This is a genomic window from Desulfosporosinus orientis DSM 765 (assembly GCF_000235605.1).
GTDB classification, from domain to species: domain Bacteria; phylum Bacillota; class Desulfitobacteriia; order Desulfitobacteriales; family Desulfitobacteriaceae; genus Desulfosporosinus; species Desulfosporosinus orientis.
The window spans coordinates 1,961,677-1,979,602 of sequence record NC_016584.1 but is presented as its reverse complement, the minus strand read 5'-3'; the positions used below and the strand labels follow the sequence as shown (position 1 = coordinate 1,979,602).

Here is a 17,926-nt window from a genome sequence, read left to right as displayed (position 1 = left end):
CTGCCAGTTACAATACTTACTACTTAATAGGTAAGTGTGACAGATTTACTGTGATATGCACAGAAATTGGAATTTGCTAAACAATATACTTTTTTAACCAACTCTGAAATACATTTAACTGTTCGCTAGTATGAAAAAAATGCTCACCTTGTTGCATAACTTCTAACTGACATTGAAATCGTTTAACAAAATTTCCAATTGTTTCATATTCGCACAAATCATCTTTAGCACCATAAAGAACTACAGTGGGAACATTCCATGTATCTACTGGATGTTGATTTACATAGCAATAATAATCCCAATAAAGAATTTGACCTATCGGAGTTTCTATTTCCTGTTCTTTTTGCAAACGCTCTGGAGTTACATTGAACCACATCATCATATTGCTAATGATACGCCCCATATCCACAACAGGAGATAAGAAGATACATTGTTCTAACGATTCTTCTTTATATGCCAAAAGGCTGAAGTACGCCCCCATACTGCAAGCAAACAGACTTATGTTTTTCCAATGTTGTTTTGCATACTGCATAATAGCAATAAGGTCATTTACACAAATTTGTACTTTACAAGGAATATCTATTTTTTCCCGTTCACCATGCTGTGGTAAATCAAAACTTAATACCTGATAATCTTTTTCAACAGCCTTTTCTGCAAGTAATTTAATAACCGTATCTTCCTTATTGGACATATTTCCGTGCACGGCAATAAACACATGCTCTTTCTTCTCTCCCCATTCAACTGCTGGGATGCCCTCTATCTCAAATTTTATCTGTTGCATTGCAATCACCCTTTCAAATTTTTGTTCATGTTAAATAATATAACGTATCTTTTTTAGCAAAGAAAATAAAACATAGCAAATTTCTTACCAGTACCAGGCGGTCCATATAAACCCTTTATATTTTTTAGTTGCATTTCATTTTAAACAATTATATGGTAAACAAGGACCGGTCACAATCCTATAAAAGAGGTTACAAGACAATGAACATGCATATTGAAACCATCCCCTCATGCCCTATTGCCTATATACGGCAAACAGGAGCTTATGGCGTGCAAAATATCCAGACCATGGAAAAACTCAAACATTGGGCGAAAGCCAATAACCTATTGAACCGTAAAACAGTGATTTTGGGCATTGCCCACGATAATCCCCAAACAACCCCGCCTGAGAATTGTCGTTATGATGCTTGCCTTATCCTTGCCGATAAGCCCTTTCCGGCAGGGGACAATGTAGAGCATGGCGAATTTGCCGGAGGAAAGTATGCGGTTTTTACAGTGAAACACACACCCGAAGCTATAGAGAAGGCTTGGGCAGAAATCTTCGTTCTATTATCCGCAAAGGGCAGTCTTCCTGACACTACACGGCCGATTATGGAGCGTTATGCGGCCAAACAGGTTGAACGGCATCTTTGCGAAATCTGTGTTCCCATTGGTTGATTATCGATTGTAAAGTAAGATGATTTTTGTCAGTAAAGAAGCACATGATAGTTTAGCAAAAACCATCATGTGCTTTTCTTGTTAACTGCTGCATCCCCAGCACTTGCCAGGCTATAATTGTTGACACAAAAATGCTTAATGAATATTCCAATTTAAAAGCGAATGTTTTTTCAAGTAAAATAAGAAGCACGAAATTCGTAAACAAACAGGCATATTAGCGTCAAGAGCCCACTTACAGTCAGACTCATAACCATGGTGCTTGGAGGATGTATACGAAGAAATATGGGACTTAAAGCTAAGAGAATCAAAAAGAAAAATTCTGTGATACCTATAAAGAGCATTGTTCTCTTACTCTTGGTTTTCCCGACAAGGTAGCCGAGTACCGCATAAAAGGTTAATGCAGCAATAAGAAATCCCTGGCTTGGTGCTTGAAAAGGGGTAAGATTTTCAAAAAATCTAATACCATACCCTTTAAATACAAGGCGAAATAAGGAATCGATTACAGTACCGCCCATCCAAGCCAAAGATAAAGGGACAATATGTGACCATCGCTTTGTTGTATAGCGAAGCATTCCTCCCGCTATAATAAAAAATATTAAGATAAAAAGATGCGTCCCGAAAGAATTGATTATTTGCATAAAAGAGATTATAAAATATGGTGAATAATTAGTCACCCAATCAACAACGAGATCATCAGCCGGACCAACCTCATAAGTAACAAAATCTTGAATCAATCCCATAAAGTAAATGAATAAGATCAAAAACAATAACCCGCCCACCGTAAAGATGAAACGACGCTTACCTAGAGACAAATATCGTTCGGGTAATTTTTGCAATTGGCTAAATAGCCAATTCCCCAATTTGTCATGATATTTATGTAAAAGATAAAATGCCAAGGCTAATATCACTGCAATAAGCCCCAAAATCAGAGCATATCTGTGAATGATCGGAAGAATAACATTCCATTTGCTGCCAAGGAGCCGACCAAGAGTTATAAAAAGGGTAGTCCATAAGGCGGCTCCTAAATACGCAAATGCTGCAAACTTACGATACTCTAATTTACTTAGCCCGGCTATATACCCAGAAATATGTCTTACGCCAGGTATAAAGTATCCCGCCGTTAATAGTTTCGCGCCATGTCGTTGATACCAATACAATATTTTTTCTAAGCGAGCATGTTTATTTAATAATTTTGAAACCAATCTATGAAAGAATCTTCCCAACAAATATTCAATTGTAATTGATGTGCTACTACCCAACGCGGAGAATATAACTGCTAAGATTGGATTTAACCGACCAGAATAAGTTAGAAAACCGATAAAAGTTAGCAAAACTTCATCGGGAATGGGAATCCCCAAAATGGAAATTGCCATAATAAGGAATAAACCCGGGTATCCATATTGGGTTATATATTGAGTAAGAACTTCAAATGACATAGATTAATCCTTTCAAAAAATTATTCACCGAGCAATCTCTGTTCAGCAAGAATAAAAGGCGGCTGTCTTGCTTAAACCTAGGTTAACTTGTTCTATTGAATTTATACAGGTGAATTTCACGAGCTGCATATAACTTTATAACATATGTTTACAAGGAGGATAAAGTTGATTTAGTAAAATATGTTGATTTCCGCCAAAAACGAGGAGAGAAGGCCTAGATATTTTGGCCATTCCCCCCTGATTCTTTCTGACTCATCTAATAATCTATCTCAAAGTAAAGGATTAAAGGGTTAAGAGCGAGAAATTACATTAACCCTGCGTCCAGAAGAACTTGTTACGAGAGTGTTTTCGTTGTCATTATTTTTTGCCACTACCTCGTCCTGGTCGTCGTCATCGTCGTCATCATCGTCGTCGTCATCGTCATCGTCTACATCGTCGTCATCGTCATCGTCATCGTCTACATCGTCGTCATCGTCATCGTCTACATCGTCGTCATCATCGTCATCGTCATCGTCATCGTCATCGTCATCGTCATCGTCATCGTCATCGTCTACATCGTCGTCGTCATCGTCGTCGTCATCGTCGTCATCATTTAACTCTTCGACTTCCTCTTCAATTGTAAGATTGACAAAATCGAATTTAAAGATTTGTCCATCTGTGAACTTAACTTTTACTTTATCCAGCTCTTTTCCATTAGCCATTGTACTTTGAACTTGTTGTAGTAATTCATCCTTGAACATATTATTTCCGCCTTTCTGAATTTTACTAATTTGGATAATTTAGATAAAAGGACTTGCTAGTTTATTATATGATTACTATTAGGCAAGGGTTCATCATTCCGTCTGATAAAATTTTACAAAATCATTGATTTGGCAAATCAGGCCGTTTCTCAAGCTAGTTGCAGGATAGTAATCAAGCAATTCTTTCGCCTTTGATATATCTGCCCAAGTATCCCGTGGTTCTCCTATGAGGCCTCCCACGAATTTTAGGGTTGCTTTTTTACCGACTAACTCTTCAATATGCTTAATAACATCTAAGACAGATGCTCGTTCTTTACCACCTAGATTAATCGTCTCTCCAATCACATTTTCAGCCTTTAGGACTGCAACTGATCCTTCTATGCAATCGCTAACAAAGGTAAAATCTCGTGTTTGTGTCCCATCGCCATATATTTGTAGGGTTTCATCATTAAGAATCCCTTTAATGAAGCGATGAAAGGCCATATCTGAGCGCTGGCGTGGTCCATAGACCGTAAAATATCTTAATGTTACAACTGGAATGTTATAATTTACTTGGTAAACATTACACAAATATTCCCCAGCTAACTTACTCACTCCATACGGTGATAGTGGAGTTGGAACAGATTCCTCTGTAACTTTCCCTATTTTTTCACCATAAACCGAAGACGTTGAAACATAGACAAATTTCTCAAGGGATGATTCACGTACTGCTTCTAATAATACCTGAGTGGCTGAGATGTTATGATCGACATATCCCTGAAAGTCAGTTCCCCAACTTGTGCGTACCCCTGGCATACCTGATAAATGGTAAACTGCTTCAATACCGTCCAAAATCGTCTTTAAATCCGCTTCACGAAGATCTACCTGATGAAATTTAAAACGTGGATTTGAAAGTAATTCTTGAAGATTCCTTTGTTTTGTTTGATTCAGTAAAGGGTTAATAAAGCCGTCAATTCCAATAACCTCGATATTGTTCAATTGAAGTAAACGCTCGCACAAATGTGAACCTATAAATCCAGCTGCGCCAGTAACGAGTATCTTCATTGTTTCCCCACCCCCAAATAAACAAGTCCATTTTTCCGAATTGTTTCTCCATCTAAGCAGTTTCTGGCATCAAGAATAATTGACCTGCTCATTCTTGATTTCACATCTGCCCAATTAGAATCGCAAAATTGTTCCCATTCCGTTGCAATAATCAAAGCATCCGAATTGCTTATCGATTCGTACTGATCTGTATGAGAACATGTGCTCGGCAATTGAAGCTGTACAATTGGGTCATACGTGTGCACGCGTGCGCCTTTATTTATTAATTCATTAATTAAGGCTATAGAAGGAGAGAAACGTAGGTCATCAGTATTTGGCTTAAATGTTACACCCCAAACCGTAATTTTTTTACCCGCTAAATCTGGCAAGAGCGTATTAAGCTTCTTCAGGTACAACTCAATCTGACTATCGTTGACTTCTAATACAGCGTCAAGCAGCTTAGTATCCACGTTTTTTCTCAAGGCCGAGTGCTTAAGAGAACTTAGATCTTTTGGGAGACATGAACCTCCAAAGCCTAGTCCAGCATTAAGGAAATGTCGTCCGATTCTGGAATCTGTCCCCAGGCCTTTAGCGACATCCAAATACTCAACATTATAAGCATCACAGATTCGGGCTATTTCATTAGCAAAAGAAATTTTAGTAGCTAGAAATGCATTGCTTGCATATTTAATCATTTCTGCACCTGTTAAACTGGTAAAGATTAAGGGGGCTCTTCCACCTTCATATAACTTTTTCAGAACCTTAATGGGCCTATTAGTTTTTGTTCCAAAAACGATTTTATTTGGGTGAAAAATATCCCATAAAGCCATACCTTCTCTCAAAAATTCCGGATTTGAAACAATATCGAACATTGTTTCGTCTATACCCATGTCTAAGAATATTTGGTGAATCCATTCATTTGTTCCGGGAGGAACAGTACTTTTTGTTATGACGATCTTGTAATCTTGAATAGTTGAAACAATGGTGTCAACTATATTATTAATATAGCTTAGATCACTGCTGCCATCCTCTTTAGGCGGTGTGCCTACGGCAATAAGAATAATCGAGTTATTTTTAATGCTATCTTTTACATCAAAAGAAAAATGAAGTTTACCCTGCTGAACATTTTTTTGTATTAATTCACCTAATCCAGGCTCGTAGATTGGGATTAAGCCTTGATTAAGCATATTGATTTTGGATTGTTCGATATCAACACATTGTACCTCATTTCCAAATTCCGCTAGTGCAGCTGAAGTTGTCAATCCCACATAACCAGCACCTACAACACATATCTTTATCATCTACAAACCTACTCTCATTTCTGTCGATTAATACAGTTTATTTCCAACACCGCCGTCTTGCTCCATATTTTGGCACAAAAATTTACACTCCATTTCTATGGTTGCAGAATATTTTAAAGCAATGTAATTAGTGTTGGGGGTGGATTTGTGGATGAATATGTGATTCAACCGTGGGATGGTGATGATGACCCTACTCAGGTTCAAAAAGATGAATATGTACCTCCCGAGATCGATGATATTGCTCAACAGGTTATGAGTCATTACGATATGGTGGTCTTCGACAAAGAATTGATAACAACAAAACCGGATAAAGGCGGAGCAATATGGAAAATTACAACGGATAAAGGTCCGCGCAGTCTAAAGCTTTTACACCGAAAACCAATAAGAAGTCTCTTTTCAATCGGAGCACAGGACTACATTGTAAAACAAGGCGCACGAGTTCCAGAATTAATAACCACGAAGGAAGGTGCCCTCTCTATAAATAAGGGGGGAAAGTTATGGATCGTAACCGACTGGATTGAATCTCTTACCCCAGCAAAAAAGGATCTCGAAGGCGCTTGCGCATTATGTTATGGTCTTGGAGAATTTCATAAACACAGCCAGGGATATATCCCTCCCTTGGGTTCACAAAAAGCTTCAAGGTTATACCGATGGCCCGCATATTATAAAAAAATAATCCAGAAGTTTGATTGGTTTCGTCACATTGCTAAGGCATATAAAGAAATTGAGGCTAGTCAATCCCTGGCTGAAGCAATAGAACGTTTTGAACCCCAGGCTTTAAATTCCCTAACTCACTTAGAGAAACAATCCTCTTATGCTCAAATGATCTCGTTGGGAGAAACACATTGGGGTCTTGTCCATCAAGACTACGGATGGTCAAACGGCCAACTTGGACCTGGGGGACTTTGGGTTATTGATTTAGATGGTGTGGCATACGATTTACCCATTCGTGATCTTCGGAAGCTTATCTCTGGCACAATGGACGATATGGGGCGATGGGATGCCCAGTGGATTCAGTCCATGATCGACTTCTATCACCAAGCAAATCCAATAGATAGTGAGACCTTCGACGTTTTAATAAATGATTTGGCCTTCCCCAATGAGTTTTATAAGCAAATCAATGAGATTCTCCATGATCCTGTTTCATATTTAAGTAATGATTTTGAAAGAATTTATCAACATCTTTTGCTCCTAGAGGAATCAAAAGAAAATGCCTTAAATGAACTTAGAGCTTCAAACGCAAATTACACTCCAGGCAACTATGCTTTAAAACCTGTGATTGCCCCAGAAACACTTGAATTAATGCAATCAGACAATAATATTGAAAGTTCTCTTGACGAATCCGATAAAGCTATAACCCGCCCTTTATATATGCCAAACAGTGACCACAAATTAAAAGTGTTAATGATATGTACAGAAAAACTACCCGTTCCACCTGTACGCGGAGGGGCTATCCAAACCTATATCGATGGAATATCAGGAATGTTAGGGACCCATCAGGATTTGACTATTCTAGGAACGTCTGACCCGTCCTTACCACAAGAGGAAGATCGAAATAATGTTCATTATGTAAGAATTAACGGCGAACATGTTTTTGAAATTTATGCTAAAGAGGTTATTGAATTTCTTAAAGATAGAAATTATGATCTTATTCATGTATTTAACAGACCTCGGCTCATTCCACTGATTCGTAAAGTTGCCCCGTATTCGCGCCTCATTTTAAGTATGCACAATGATATGTTTGGTCCTGAGAAAATTAGAATACAGGATGCACAAATTGCTATACAAGAAGTTGAGCGAATCGTTACAATCAGTGATTATGTTGGCCAGACTATTTGTAATCTTTATCCTGAAGCCGCTTCGAAAGTTCACACTATCTATTCGGGGGTAAATCTTGATAAATTAATCCCCTGGAAACAATCACAGTCCTCCACACTAACTCGTCAAAAATTACGGTATGAGCATGAACTAGAAACTAAAACCGTTATTTTATTTGTTGGACGCTTAACACCAAAAAAGGGTATCGATCTATTACTTCACGCTATGAACAAACTCCATCCATCAAATCCAAATATTGCCCTTGTTATTGTTGGTGGAACTTGGTTTAGCGAAGATAGATTAACCGATTTTGTAGCCTATGTTCGTACCTTGGCGGAAAGAGCACTCTTTCCAGTAATTACAACAGGTTACGTTCCAGCTGAACAAATTCACCAGTGGTTCTGGGCTGCAGATATCTTTGTATGCCCTTCTCAGTGGCAGGAACCTCTTGCTCGCGTTCATTATGAAGCAATGTCAACGGGGTTGCCTTTTGTAACTACAGCACGAGGCGGTAATCCTGAAGTTGTAATGGAGCAAAATGGCTTACTCGTTAAATGTCCTGAAGACGCTGTTGAATTTGCGGAAACCTTGAATACCCTAATTCAAGACCCAAAACTTCGAGAAAAGATGGGTCAAGCGGGCAGACGATTGGCAGAGGAACGATTTAGTTGGCATCGAGTTGCTGACGAGGTATTAGATATCTGGAAAGAAGTAATTGAAACAAATTCTGAAGAAAAGGTCAAAATACTAGCAAAAGATAATCAGAAGAAATCTAAGAAATCTAAGAAATCTAAGAAATCTAAAATAAAAGTTTTAGATAAAGCTGAAAGCGATGATTCAAAGAAAAAGCCTAACAATGATGTAGCTGATAATTTGTCCCCTGCCCCTTCTATCCTTAAAGGTTCTTCAGTAGTAAAAATTACTAGAGATATGATTCGTATTCCTGACAATGAACTCGCGATCTGGTTTAGGTATTAAAAACCCCGAAAGGTTGACTAAAACTTTTTTAGTCAACCTTTCGGGGTTATGTGTCTATTGAATCGGGTTAGGCCCAGGTCTTCAAAGCCAATTCCTAATCAAGAACGGGATAAAGCCGTATTTGAGCAGGTAACGGAGGAACAATTTGACAGTATGCTTAGCTTCATTGAAAAGTACAGCAGGCATCTGGATGCAGAAATAAAGAAACATGGTTTAGAGATTAAGTCGTAATAAATTTTAAATAATGAAAAGCCACAAGCAGCCCAATTCTCTTGAGAATAGGCTGCATTTTTTCGGCTATCTTTTTGTGGACAAGGAAGGATTCAAGGAGGCAGCCAATCTATTCAGGCTTTAGCAAGAATAATTGGGCCTATCATTGGAGGTCAAATCTATGTATCACTTGGTCATGCCGCACCCGCTTTTATGGGTATGATCTTTATAGCAGCGGCAATACAGGTTTTGTATAAGTCCAACCCCCTAAGGTGACGGTATCATTTATTGTCTGGTACTGTAGTTTAAGAATAATCGCAACTACTTAGGGCAATATAAGCAAAATCTTTCTTGTAAACCTTCTAAGACTCTTCAGGCTCTTCCCTAACTTTAACCTGTTGTTAAGAAATAAATACCTAAAAGGAGAGATAAAATGTCCTATACTGTTGATTTTAAAGATGTATCTACAGTTGGTTTAGAGTCTTCCCCTGCAGCAGAAGCGCTTGCTGGTTTACGTGCTAATGAAGCCCGTTATTTTATGAACAAATACAAGCATGAATTTATAGTTATACCAGCTGGCGAAAGCCAGGAGACCCTTGATTACGTGCACCGAATTTTAAAAGAAGAACGTGACATTGAGTTTGCGGCCAAACCTTTGGAAACCTCGCGTTTTCAAGTGGAAAATATTAAAATGGCCTACGTCTTTTATGAGGATGGTCTTGCGGTCAACGTCATGTATGCGGTTGATGACCCTAAGAAGCGGGCCGTTGGTTTTAAGCTTTCTGAAGGGATGGAAGTTCCAAAGGAGCTAGAAGGAAAGTTTAAGTTTGCCAGACAGAAGTCTAAACTAGCTGGAACCATTCGGGGCTCGTTTTTTGTAATTAAAGGAGAATATTAAAGTAAGCAAATGTTTAGGTAAATAGCTTTTTGAGCAGACTTGCCACGCTATCCCCGAAAAGCATTAAAAAGGAACCTCAATCGGTGTTAAACCAAAGGGGTTCCTTTTTTGTTTCGTTTTATAGTTTATTCTTTATGAAAATCCCATGGCTTTTTTAACTACTTCCATCTGTTCTTTAGACGTCAATAACTCCAATAGTTTAAATGCAACTCCTGACGCTGTCTCCGGACAGTATGATGTGATGATATTTTTGTCTACTACAATAGGCTCATTAACTACATTCACTAAAAATTCTGCCAGTTGCTTTTGACGGTACCCTTCTTTCAAATGGTAGGTTGTTGCTTTACGATTCTTCAACACACCACTTTTTCCTAATGGTAAAGCTGCAACGCAAATCGATGCAATTATCTTTCCCTTGGCATCAAATTTTCTAATCAAATCTAAAAACTTTTCATCATATGCTTCTTCGTAAAATCCAAATTCTTCAAATCCCCCAGGAATTGCCAATGCGTCATATTCATCGACATTTATCTCATCTATCGTCCTATCTACTACTACCGGGATATTAAACGTACTCATAACTTCTTTCTTAAATCCACATGTTTCAACTTGGACATCATATCCATAATCATGTCTTGCCCATCCTAATACATCTACAAAGACACTAAATTCCATGGTTTCAAATCCCTTTGCTAAAAATAATAATGTTTTCATTCAATTCTCCTCTGAGTATTTAAATACTTACTCCGTAACTTTCTACAAATACCGGCCAGCGTCAATAAACAGGGTATTAAGTTTCATAATAGCCCGTGAATACTCAAAAAACACACTTTATTAATTTCCACATTCCTCCTTCATATCCTCTTTGTAAACGATCCGACCTCTTATAACATTGATAGCTTAGCACCTTACAGTCTCTCCCCTACTTTCCCGATAAGGGGTTGGCTGTTGGCTTACAAACGTTAAAAGAGCCCTTTTTTCAAATTATTGCAAATATCTCTTGAGACTAGGCGTCATATTCTAACAGTTAATTGGCTACCATTAAGATGATGGTAGCCAATATTTTTTCTTGATGATATAAAGAATACATTCTACAATTTTGTTATAAGTTATTCCCTTATATTTGAAGGAGGAGTTTTACATGGTAAGAAAGGCTTTTAGTGCATCTGGAGCTGTTGCTGTTGGACCATACTCACATGCAATTGAATCAGGAGATTTAGTATTTTTATCCGGACAAACCCCTATAGACTCACAGACTGGAAAGCTAGTAGAGGGTGATATTGTTGAACAAACAAAGCAATGTTTTAAAAATCTTTTCAATGTATTGGAGGCATCCGGTTTAACCTCTGACAACGTTGAAAAAGTTAATGTATTCTTAACTGATATGAATAACTTCGCAGCCATGAATCAAGTTTATTCAAAACAATTTTCCGAACCATATCCTGCTCGTACAACTATTGGCGTGGCATCCCTTCCTCTAGGTGCACAAGTTGAAATAGAAATGATAGCCCGAAAGAATACCTGAGTTATAAAGGTTTGAGAAAATACATACTCAAGCCAATTATATTTCTCTCATGACCGATAACGAAGTGATTGGGTTGCTCCGGCTACCTCCACAATGCGTCGGGCCATAATGTGCGCCCGTTCTATCGCATTAACGTCTTCTCCAGACGGCTGCTGAGCGCAGACTCCATGATGCCCGCAGTCGAAATCCCGGTGCCCATCTCCGACAATGATCATCCCCTGCACCAGCATTAAGTCATGGATCGCCTTCAGAGTAGTTTCCTGGCCGCCGAAGCGAGCCTGCGCAACCGTTACCGCTCCTCCCACCACATTCAGAAGTGCCTTGCTCTGCCACAGCGTATTGGTTTTGTCCCAGAAAGCCGCCAGCTGTCCGCTAATGGTGCCGTAGTATACCGGACTCCCGATGATCAGTCCATCTGCCCGTCTGAGTATTGCGAGCGCCTCGCCTAACTTGTTGCCTTCGGCGCAGGCAGCGTTGCAGGGATAGGTACAACTATCACAGAAAGGCTGGGCGAGATCATTCAAAGCTTCGGCCACATTGATTAAGTGGGGTTCTGCTCCCAGTTTCTGAGCCGCCGACAGGGTCTCCCGAAGCAGCATGGCTGTGTTACCATCCCGGTTGGGGCTGCCGTTGATTGCCGCTATCAACAATGCTACCACCTCCTCAATAGAACGCTTCACTATATCCTATATTCGGCATTAATGGAATATTTACCTCCATCTTTCTTAGAGTCCGATACCTAAAGTTGGAAAGAGCTGCCATAAGGTATATGGCAGCTCTCGAATTTTATTTTACGAGGTACGAAATAAGAATTAGTAGAACTTGACTTTTGCGCTATATAAAAAATATCGTACAACTGTTGTTATCTTCCAGAGCCTAAATCTCTTTTGTTAGTAAACCTCTTTTCATATTTGCCAAGTACATACTTTAGGCAATCCTCTAAATTGGTTTCCGTCTGATTTGCAATACAAATTAGAGAGAATAACACATCTGTCAACCCCAGTTCAAAATTCCTCAAAAACAACGGTTGAAAATTCCCCAATTAGCTGTTTACTAGTCGGTCGGAGTGAACTCCAATTTACTGGGATCATAAAAACCTGCTTTTTTCTTTTCTTTCACCCTGTAGCTATCTCCCTTAATATTAATGGTCGTAGAGTGGTGTAATAGGCGGTCAAGAATCGCCGTTGCGACGATATTATCACCAAATACATCTCCCCATTCTCCGTATGATTTATTCGAAGTTAGGATAATCGATCCCTTTTCGTAACGGCTAGAGATGATCTGAAAGAAATAATGCGCCGTTTCATCATCCATTCCTGCATACCCAACTTCATCGATGATCAAGATGCCGGGTTTACATAGAGTTTTAATCTTGCGGTGAATCCGCCCGGAGATGATGTTCTCCTTAATCATTGCAATCAGCTCATGGGCGCTTAGAAAGTAAGCCGTATAACCGTTTTTAATCGCTTCAACCGCAAGGCCTACCGCCAGATGGGTTTTGCCTACACCTGGCGGCCCGAGGAATACTACATTTTCAGCGCGGGCTACAAAGCCTAGGGTTTTCAGTTCATTGATCTTTCGAGCGTTAGCACTAGGCTGAAAATCAAAGTCGAATTGTTCCAGTGTTTTTACATAGGGAAGTTTCGCCAGTTTCATGTTAGCCTTGGCAGCCCGGTCGCGCTTAGCTTCAATCTCAGCCCATAACAACTTGTCCAGAAATTCTAGATAAGATATACTACCTTTAGAAGCTTCTTCTGCGTGGTGGTCATACACAGCGTTCATATGGATCAGGCCGAGAATTTCACAAGCCTGATTTAAACGTTCCTGAATCATTGTGTCACCTCGTTGATCAGCGATTCATAGACCTTAAGGGGTCTTTGATACACTTTGGGTGGTTGTTTGTGGCTTAGAATGGGTGCTGTGGCGGCAACTTTCTTCTGAGACCATGTTGTTAAACCCTCAAAGTGTTTTTTATTGCGCTGGAAGTGGTGTTTGCCTGAAAGCTTCACGTGGGATGCAATGCAGATGCCGTTTTCATCATAGATCTCCAGATGTCCGTTGTTTAAATCTCGAATTCTAACCCGCTTTCCCACGAAACGGTAAGGAACCGAGTAGAAATTCGCTTTGTAACTGATGGTACAATCGTTCATGACTTTGCGGTATTGTATATCATAAAGCAGGAATGCTTCTGGATTGACAGGTTTTAACGTTTCTCGTATGAATGCTTCTGCTGGGATTTCACGGGTTGTCTGATGCAGCCGGACATTGCAGACCGTATCCAACCAGAACTTTACGGCTTCATTTAAATCAGCCAGACTGGATATTGTCTTAATTCTTGGCCAAAAGTTCCTGCGCAGATACTTAACACCGTTTTCTACCTTGCCTTTGGTGCGGGGACGATAGGGACGGCAGCGCACTGGACTGAAATCTTGATGCCGGGCAAAGCTTAAAAATTGGTTATTCCACTGATTAGTGCCAGTTTGATGGCTATGTTTGACGACGGTTTTCATGTTGTCATACAGGATGGTTTCCGGTACCCCGTTAAAGAAGGCAAAGGCTCGTTCATGACAACCGATAAGTGTGTCAATGCGCTCGTTCTCAGTAAACTCAACATATTGTTTCCGGGAGTGTCCCATGATCATGATGAAGGCATGAACCTTGACGAAAGTTCCATCGTCTTTCAGAAGCTTGAATTCTCCCCAGTCAACTTGAGCTTGCTTGCCTGGTGGAGTCTCAAAGCGCATGGAGGCTTTACCTCTTACTTGCTCACGATAGGGTTTCATAAAATCCCTGAGAATGGTTAGCCGGCCCTGGTAGCCCATGGCTTTGATTTCATCAAATAAGACCATGGCATTGACGCATCCTTCGTTCATTCTCTCGATGATGTAGGCTTTGTGATTCTCCAGCTTACTTTCACGTTGTACTTTCTTACGATAGGCCGGGAGTTGATCACTTTTAAGCCATTTAGTGACCGTTTTTCGGTCTAAGTCTAATTCTCGTGCAATCTGAGTAATATTCATTCCTTTGCTTTTTAAGTCTCTGATCATAAAAAATTCCTCACTTTGTACCATTTGATTGTCTCTCCTCCTGTGGAGAAGAGTACGTTGATTGTGGGGAATTTTCAACCGTTTATTATGGGTATTTTAGCATCGTTCTTTTCACATCTCCAATTTCACTACTCCATTCTTCTGTTTTCTCAAATTCTTTGTTTCCGTAATTAGTACCTTTTAAAACTTCTTTTGATAGTTCGCCTACTTCTGAAGTCAAATCTATAATTCTAACACTGACTGACGAATTCATATTTTTATCTTTAGTGAACTTTTTTATTAAACCTTGAATCTCAAATAAATTCATTTTCATCCTCCACTTTAAGACGTAATGTTACCAATGATGCGTCACAGTTTAAGAATTAGTGGAACATGCCTTATGACGCTATTTAAGAAAGGTACGCATTAACCGGTCTGGACATTTACGAAACATTTCAATTACGCACGTCATAATGAGTTCTGTTTCTGAGCTTCTTAAACTTGCCTTGACTTAATATCGTTAAACCATTCAATCGTCTTTTTTGAATGTTCCTCAGGAATCTTATTCTTTACTTGCTCATGTAACCATCCTAAAGTCTTATTCTGTAGGTACTGTCTCATCTGGTCCTCTGCTTCTAGCATTACAACTTTTATCAAACAAGGACATTTTGTATGCGTATCAGGTAAATTATCCTTATCTAATAAGAGCTCATTTTGTCTAATTTCTGTACATTGAAATAACGATGAACTCCCTTCTACTGCTTCAACTATATCCCAAAATGTAATGTTTTCAGGATTACGGGCTAAACCATATCCTCCATTTACACCTGGAATTGACTTTACAATGCCTGATTTTCTTAGCTTTGTATATACTTTTGATAGATAACTTTCTGACACTCCTTGATATCTGGCTAAATCCTTAATTCCGATAGATTTTCCTGACGGAATATCTACCATATATAATAAACAATGCAATGCGTACTCAACACCTATAGAAAACTGCAATGAAAACCAACCTCCCCAAAGCGATTTTATAGTAATAATAATATCAATTCAAATACCTGTTTGGCAATATTATAGATATTATTTATCTACAATATTCTTTTTATTATTGACTTTCAAAAAGATAAAGGTATAATATATTATAGATAACAGTTATCTATAATATACTTAAAAGTAATAAATTCTTTGCTTGTAGTCTAAAATAGATAACGTGTATTATTTAATACAAGGGGGATATTTAGAAATGCTTACGGAAAAATTTCATGATGTATTAAATCATGAAGGCGTAGTTACCGTGGTATCATGGGGAGATTCACCTGAACCACACATTGCTAACACTTGGAATACGTATTTGGTCGTTACAGATGATGAAAGGATATTAATTCCAGCATATGGATTCCGCAAAACAGAAAAAAATGTAAATGCCAATAATAAAATCAAGATGGCTTTAGGTAGCAAAGAAGTATTAGGCTACAAAGATTATCAAGGAACAGGCTTTGTTATAGAAGGAACTGCTAAATATCTGGAATCTGGTCCAGAGTATGATATGATGAAAGAAAAATTCTCATTTTTAAGCAGAGTATTAGAGATTACTGTTACATCTGCAAAACAAGGAATTTAAATTATTAATTAAGTCCCTGCCAAATGGTAGGGACTTAATTAATACTCATAACCACATATTTTATTATAATCCATTTATTCCCATCATCCTACAGATGCCAAATTTAGAATAAAGCTCAATGCATAATTCTTTATGAGGGTTAAGATCAACAGGTCTTAACCCTTTTCTTTTTAACTTAAACTTCTCCAAATATTACCATCATATCCCAAAGAACTTTAGTAGCAAAAATAGTAATTCTCCATAAGATGTTTTTAGAATTCACTGATTAAGTTGCTAACCCCATTATTTTCTCCGAATGTTAGCCAAGGCAAAGATTTAGAAAGCAGGTGGTGGTTAACAGCTTTAAGTTGCTACATAAGTGTGCTTATTTAAACAATCCTTTGTGGCAAAAAAAAGAGCACCACCTTGGCGGGTGATGCTAATGATTGATTCCCAAAAAAATATTATTCAAGAAAATCATATGCTGACTGTTAATGAAAATGACTGTTAATTTTAGCCAATTTGATCCCTACGACGAGAACCGTTGTTTTACCCATAAAAAACAAAAGTTAAGTTACCGAGGAGGAAATGAAATGAGCGACGTTAATATGCCGCGTAGCCTTGCTATGCCCCTGCCCTCTGTGAAAGATAGTTGGAAAACAAGAACTAGATCCATGCTTAGATTTTTTGGTCCTGCGTTTATTGTCAGTGTAGCTTATATTGACCCTGGCAACTTTGCCACGAATATCAGCGGTGGGTCCATCTTCAATTACAATTTGGTGTGGGTGATTTTATGGAGTAACTTAATGGCGATTTTCCTTCAGGGAATGTCAGCAAAACTGGGAATCGCAACAGGGCGTAACCTCCCTGAAATGTGTGCCAAGGTCTATCCGCACAAGTTGAACATCTTTTTCTGGATCGAAGCAGAACTCGCTGCGATGGCGACGGATTTAGCCGAATTTCTTGGAGGGACTTTAGGATTTTACTTACTCTTTCACATTCCCATGATCTATGCGGGCTTACTTACAGGGGTTATCACCTTTCTTATTGTTTACCTGGAGAAGTACGGACAACGTGTTGTCGAGGCCGTTATTGGCGGGCTGGTTGCCGTCATTTGTATAGCGTATTCCATGGAACTCTTTTTAGCCAAACCCGATTGGAGTGCAGTAGGACTGCACACCTTAATTCCCTCTCTCCCCAATGGCGAAGCCGTGCTCATTGCCGTAGGCATGCTCGGAGCAACGGTAATGCCCCATGTGATTTACTTGCATTCCCAACTCGTCCAGGCCAGAAATAAAGATTTAAATCCTGAACAAAAACGCAAGCACTTGCGTTTAGAACGCATCGATATTGCTGTAGCCATGAACATTGCTTTCATTGTCAATGCCGCTATGGTGATTGTGTCTGCGGCAGTCTTTTATCGCAATGGCATGGTGGTGGATACGATTGAACAGGCTCACCAATCCCTCTCCCCGCTGGTCGGTTCCTTTTCCAGCGGCGCTTTTGGGATTGCCCTTCTAGCCTCTGGACTATCTTCTTCTGCTGTCGGAACGTTAGCAGGTCAAACGATTATGAAGGGCTTTGTGGGTTTAAATATTCCCTTGAATCTTCGACGCCTAATCACCATGGCTCCTGCTTTGATCATCATAGGTCTTGGAATTAACCCTATGAAGGCGCTTATTATTAGCCAGGTCGCCTTAAGTTTTGCCTTGCCGTTTGCGATTATTCCCATGTTACTAATTACTAATCGTAAAGACCTGATGGGTGAATTAGTTAATAAACCACTAACGAAGGTTGTTGGTTGGGCAATTACCTGTGTTATTGTCAGCTTAAATGCGGTTCTTCTTTACCTTACATTCACTGGTAATGTCTAAGTATAAAACCGAAATAACTTTGTAAAATTTCCTGGTGTCAGTTCTAAGTATTCATCC

General features: G+C 39.1%; 17 protein-coding genes and 2 pseudogenes. 8 read left to right on the top strand and 11 right to left on the bottom strand.

Annotation, left to right across the window (positions count from 1 at the left end; translation table 11 throughout):
* Positions 1-76: 76 nt before the first annotated feature.
* The gene (locus tag DESOR_RS09115; RefSeq protein ID WP_014184311.1) at positions 77-781 is read right to left on the bottom strand and encodes an alpha/beta hydrolase; all 705 of its coding nucleotides are present in this window, start codon (positions 779-781) and stop codon (positions 77-79) included.
* 200 nt (positions 782-981) lie between these two features.
* On the opposite strand from DESOR_RS09115, the gene DESOR_RS09110 reads away from it, so the two are divergent.
* Entirely contained in the window at positions 982-1,437 is a 456-nt protein-coding gene (locus DESOR_RS09110) for an AraC family transcriptional regulator (protein ID WP_014184310.1), read from the top strand.
* A gap of 170 nt (positions 1,438-1,607) precedes the next feature.
* Here the strand turns inward: DESOR_RS09110 and DESOR_RS09105 are convergent, their stop codons facing one another.
* The 4 genes from DESOR_RS09105 to DESOR_RS09090 all read right to left on the bottom strand — a co-directional run bounded on the left by DESOR_RS09105 (position 1,608) and on the right by DESOR_RS09090 (position 5,937).
* Positions 1,608-2,873, bottom strand: coding sequence for a DedA family protein (locus DESOR_RS09105; RefSeq protein WP_014184309.1), 1,266 nt, complete (start codon positions 2,871-2,873; stop codon positions 1,608-1,610).
* Between the two features lie 290 nt (positions 2,874-3,163).
* Positions 3,164-3,613, bottom strand: a complete 450-nt coding sequence (locus DESOR_RS29865; protein ID WP_014184308.1) for a hypothetical protein — start codon at positions 3,611-3,613, stop codon at positions 3,164-3,166.
* Positions 3,614-3,706: 93 nt separating this feature from the next.
* Complete coding sequence (locus DESOR_RS09095) at positions 3,707-4,657, bottom strand: NAD-dependent epimerase/dehydratase family protein (RefSeq protein WP_014184307.1); 951 nt, start codon at positions 4,655-4,657, stop codon at positions 3,707-3,709.
* Positions 4,654-5,937, bottom strand: a complete 1,284-nt coding sequence (locus DESOR_RS09090; protein ID WP_014184306.1) for a UDP-glucose dehydrogenase family protein — start codon at positions 5,935-5,937, stop codon at positions 4,654-4,656. The genes DESOR_RS09095 and DESOR_RS09090 overlap by 4 nt, the downstream gene beginning before the upstream one ends.
* Positions 5,938-6,084: 147 nt before the next feature.
* On the opposite strand from DESOR_RS09090, the gene DESOR_RS27335 reads away from it, so the two are divergent.
* The 4 genes and pseudogenes from DESOR_RS27335 (at position 6,085) to DESOR_RS09075 (ending at position 9,841) form a co-directional block, all read left to right on the top strand.
* Entirely contained in the window at positions 6,085-8,733 is a 2,649-nt protein-coding gene (locus DESOR_RS27335; protein WP_014184305.1) for a CotS family spore coat protein, read from the top strand.
* 99 nt (positions 8,734-8,832) lie between these two features.
* Positions 8,833-8,964 (top strand): annotated as a pseudogene (locus DESOR_RS27865) (MarR family transcriptional regulator); the annotation flags it as partial.
* Between the two features lie 81 nt (positions 8,965-9,045).
* Positions 9,046-9,219, top strand: a pseudogene (locus DESOR_RS30180) (MFS transporter); the annotation flags it as partial.
* A gap of 157 nt (positions 9,220-9,376) precedes the next feature.
* Positions 9,377-9,841, top strand: a complete 465-nt coding sequence (locus DESOR_RS09075; protein WP_014184304.1) for a hypothetical protein — start codon at positions 9,377-9,379, stop codon at positions 9,839-9,841.
* Between the two features lie 132 nt (positions 9,842-9,973).
* On the opposite strand, the gene DESOR_RS09070 is transcribed toward DESOR_RS09075, so the two are convergent.
* A complete protein-coding gene (locus tag DESOR_RS09070) occupies positions 9,974-10,555 on the bottom strand; it encodes a DJ-1/PfpI family protein (RefSeq protein WP_014184303.1) in 582 nt (193 codons plus the stop codon).
* A 427-nt stretch (positions 10,556-10,982) separates the two neighbouring features.
* On the opposite strand from DESOR_RS09070, the gene DESOR_RS09065 reads away from it, so the two are divergent.
* Positions 10,983-11,366, top strand: a complete 384-nt coding sequence (locus DESOR_RS09065) for a RidA family protein (RefSeq protein WP_014184302.1) — start codon at positions 10,983-10,985, stop codon at positions 11,364-11,366.
* A gap of 47 nt (positions 11,367-11,413) precedes the next feature.
* On the opposite strand, the gene DESOR_RS09060 is transcribed toward DESOR_RS09065, so the two are convergent.
* The 5 genes from DESOR_RS09060 to DESOR_RS09040 all read right to left on the bottom strand — a co-directional run bounded on the left by DESOR_RS09060 (position 11,414) and on the right by DESOR_RS09040 (position 15,397).
* Positions 11,414-12,016 carry a flavodoxin family protein gene (locus DESOR_RS09060; RefSeq protein ID WP_014184301.1) on the bottom strand — a complete coding sequence of 201 codons (603 nt, stop codon included), beginning with the start codon at positions 12,014-12,016 and terminating at the stop codon, positions 11,414-11,416.
* Positions 12,017-12,419: 403 nt separating this feature from the next.
* Complete coding sequence (gene istB, locus DESOR_RS09055) at positions 12,420-13,199, bottom strand: IS21-like element helper ATPase IstB (RefSeq protein WP_014184041.1); 780 nt, start codon at positions 13,197-13,199, stop codon at positions 12,420-12,422.
* Complete coding sequence (gene istA / locus DESOR_RS09050) at positions 13,196-14,437, bottom strand: IS21 family transposase (RefSeq protein ID WP_014184040.1); 1,242 nt, start codon at positions 14,435-14,437, stop codon at positions 13,196-13,198. The genes istB and istA overlap by 4 nt, the downstream gene beginning before the upstream one ends.
* A gap of 61 nt (positions 14,438-14,498) precedes the next feature.
* On the bottom strand, positions 14,499-14,720 hold the full coding sequence (locus tag DESOR_RS09045) for a MazG-like family protein (protein WP_014184300.1): 222 nt from the start codon (positions 14,718-14,720) through the stop codon (positions 14,499-14,501).
* Between the two features lie 167 nt (positions 14,721-14,887).
* Positions 14,888-15,397: an RrF2 family transcriptional regulator gene (locus DESOR_RS09040; protein WP_014184299.1), complete on the bottom strand. Its 510-nt coding sequence runs from the start codon at positions 15,395-15,397 to the stop codon at positions 14,888-14,890.
* Between the two features lie 241 nt (positions 15,398-15,638).
* On the opposite strand from DESOR_RS09040, the gene DESOR_RS09035 reads away from it, so the two are divergent.
* On the top strand, positions 15,639-16,016 hold the full coding sequence (locus DESOR_RS09035) for a pyridoxamine 5'-phosphate oxidase family protein (RefSeq protein WP_014184298.1): 378 nt from the start codon (positions 15,639-15,641) through the stop codon (positions 16,014-16,016).
* 605 nt (positions 16,017-16,621) lie between these two features.
* Entirely contained in the window at positions 16,622-17,869 is a 1,248-nt protein-coding gene (locus DESOR_RS09030) for an Nramp family divalent metal transporter (protein WP_242832524.1), read from the top strand.
* The last annotated feature ends 57 nt before the right edge of the window (positions 17,870-17,926 follow it).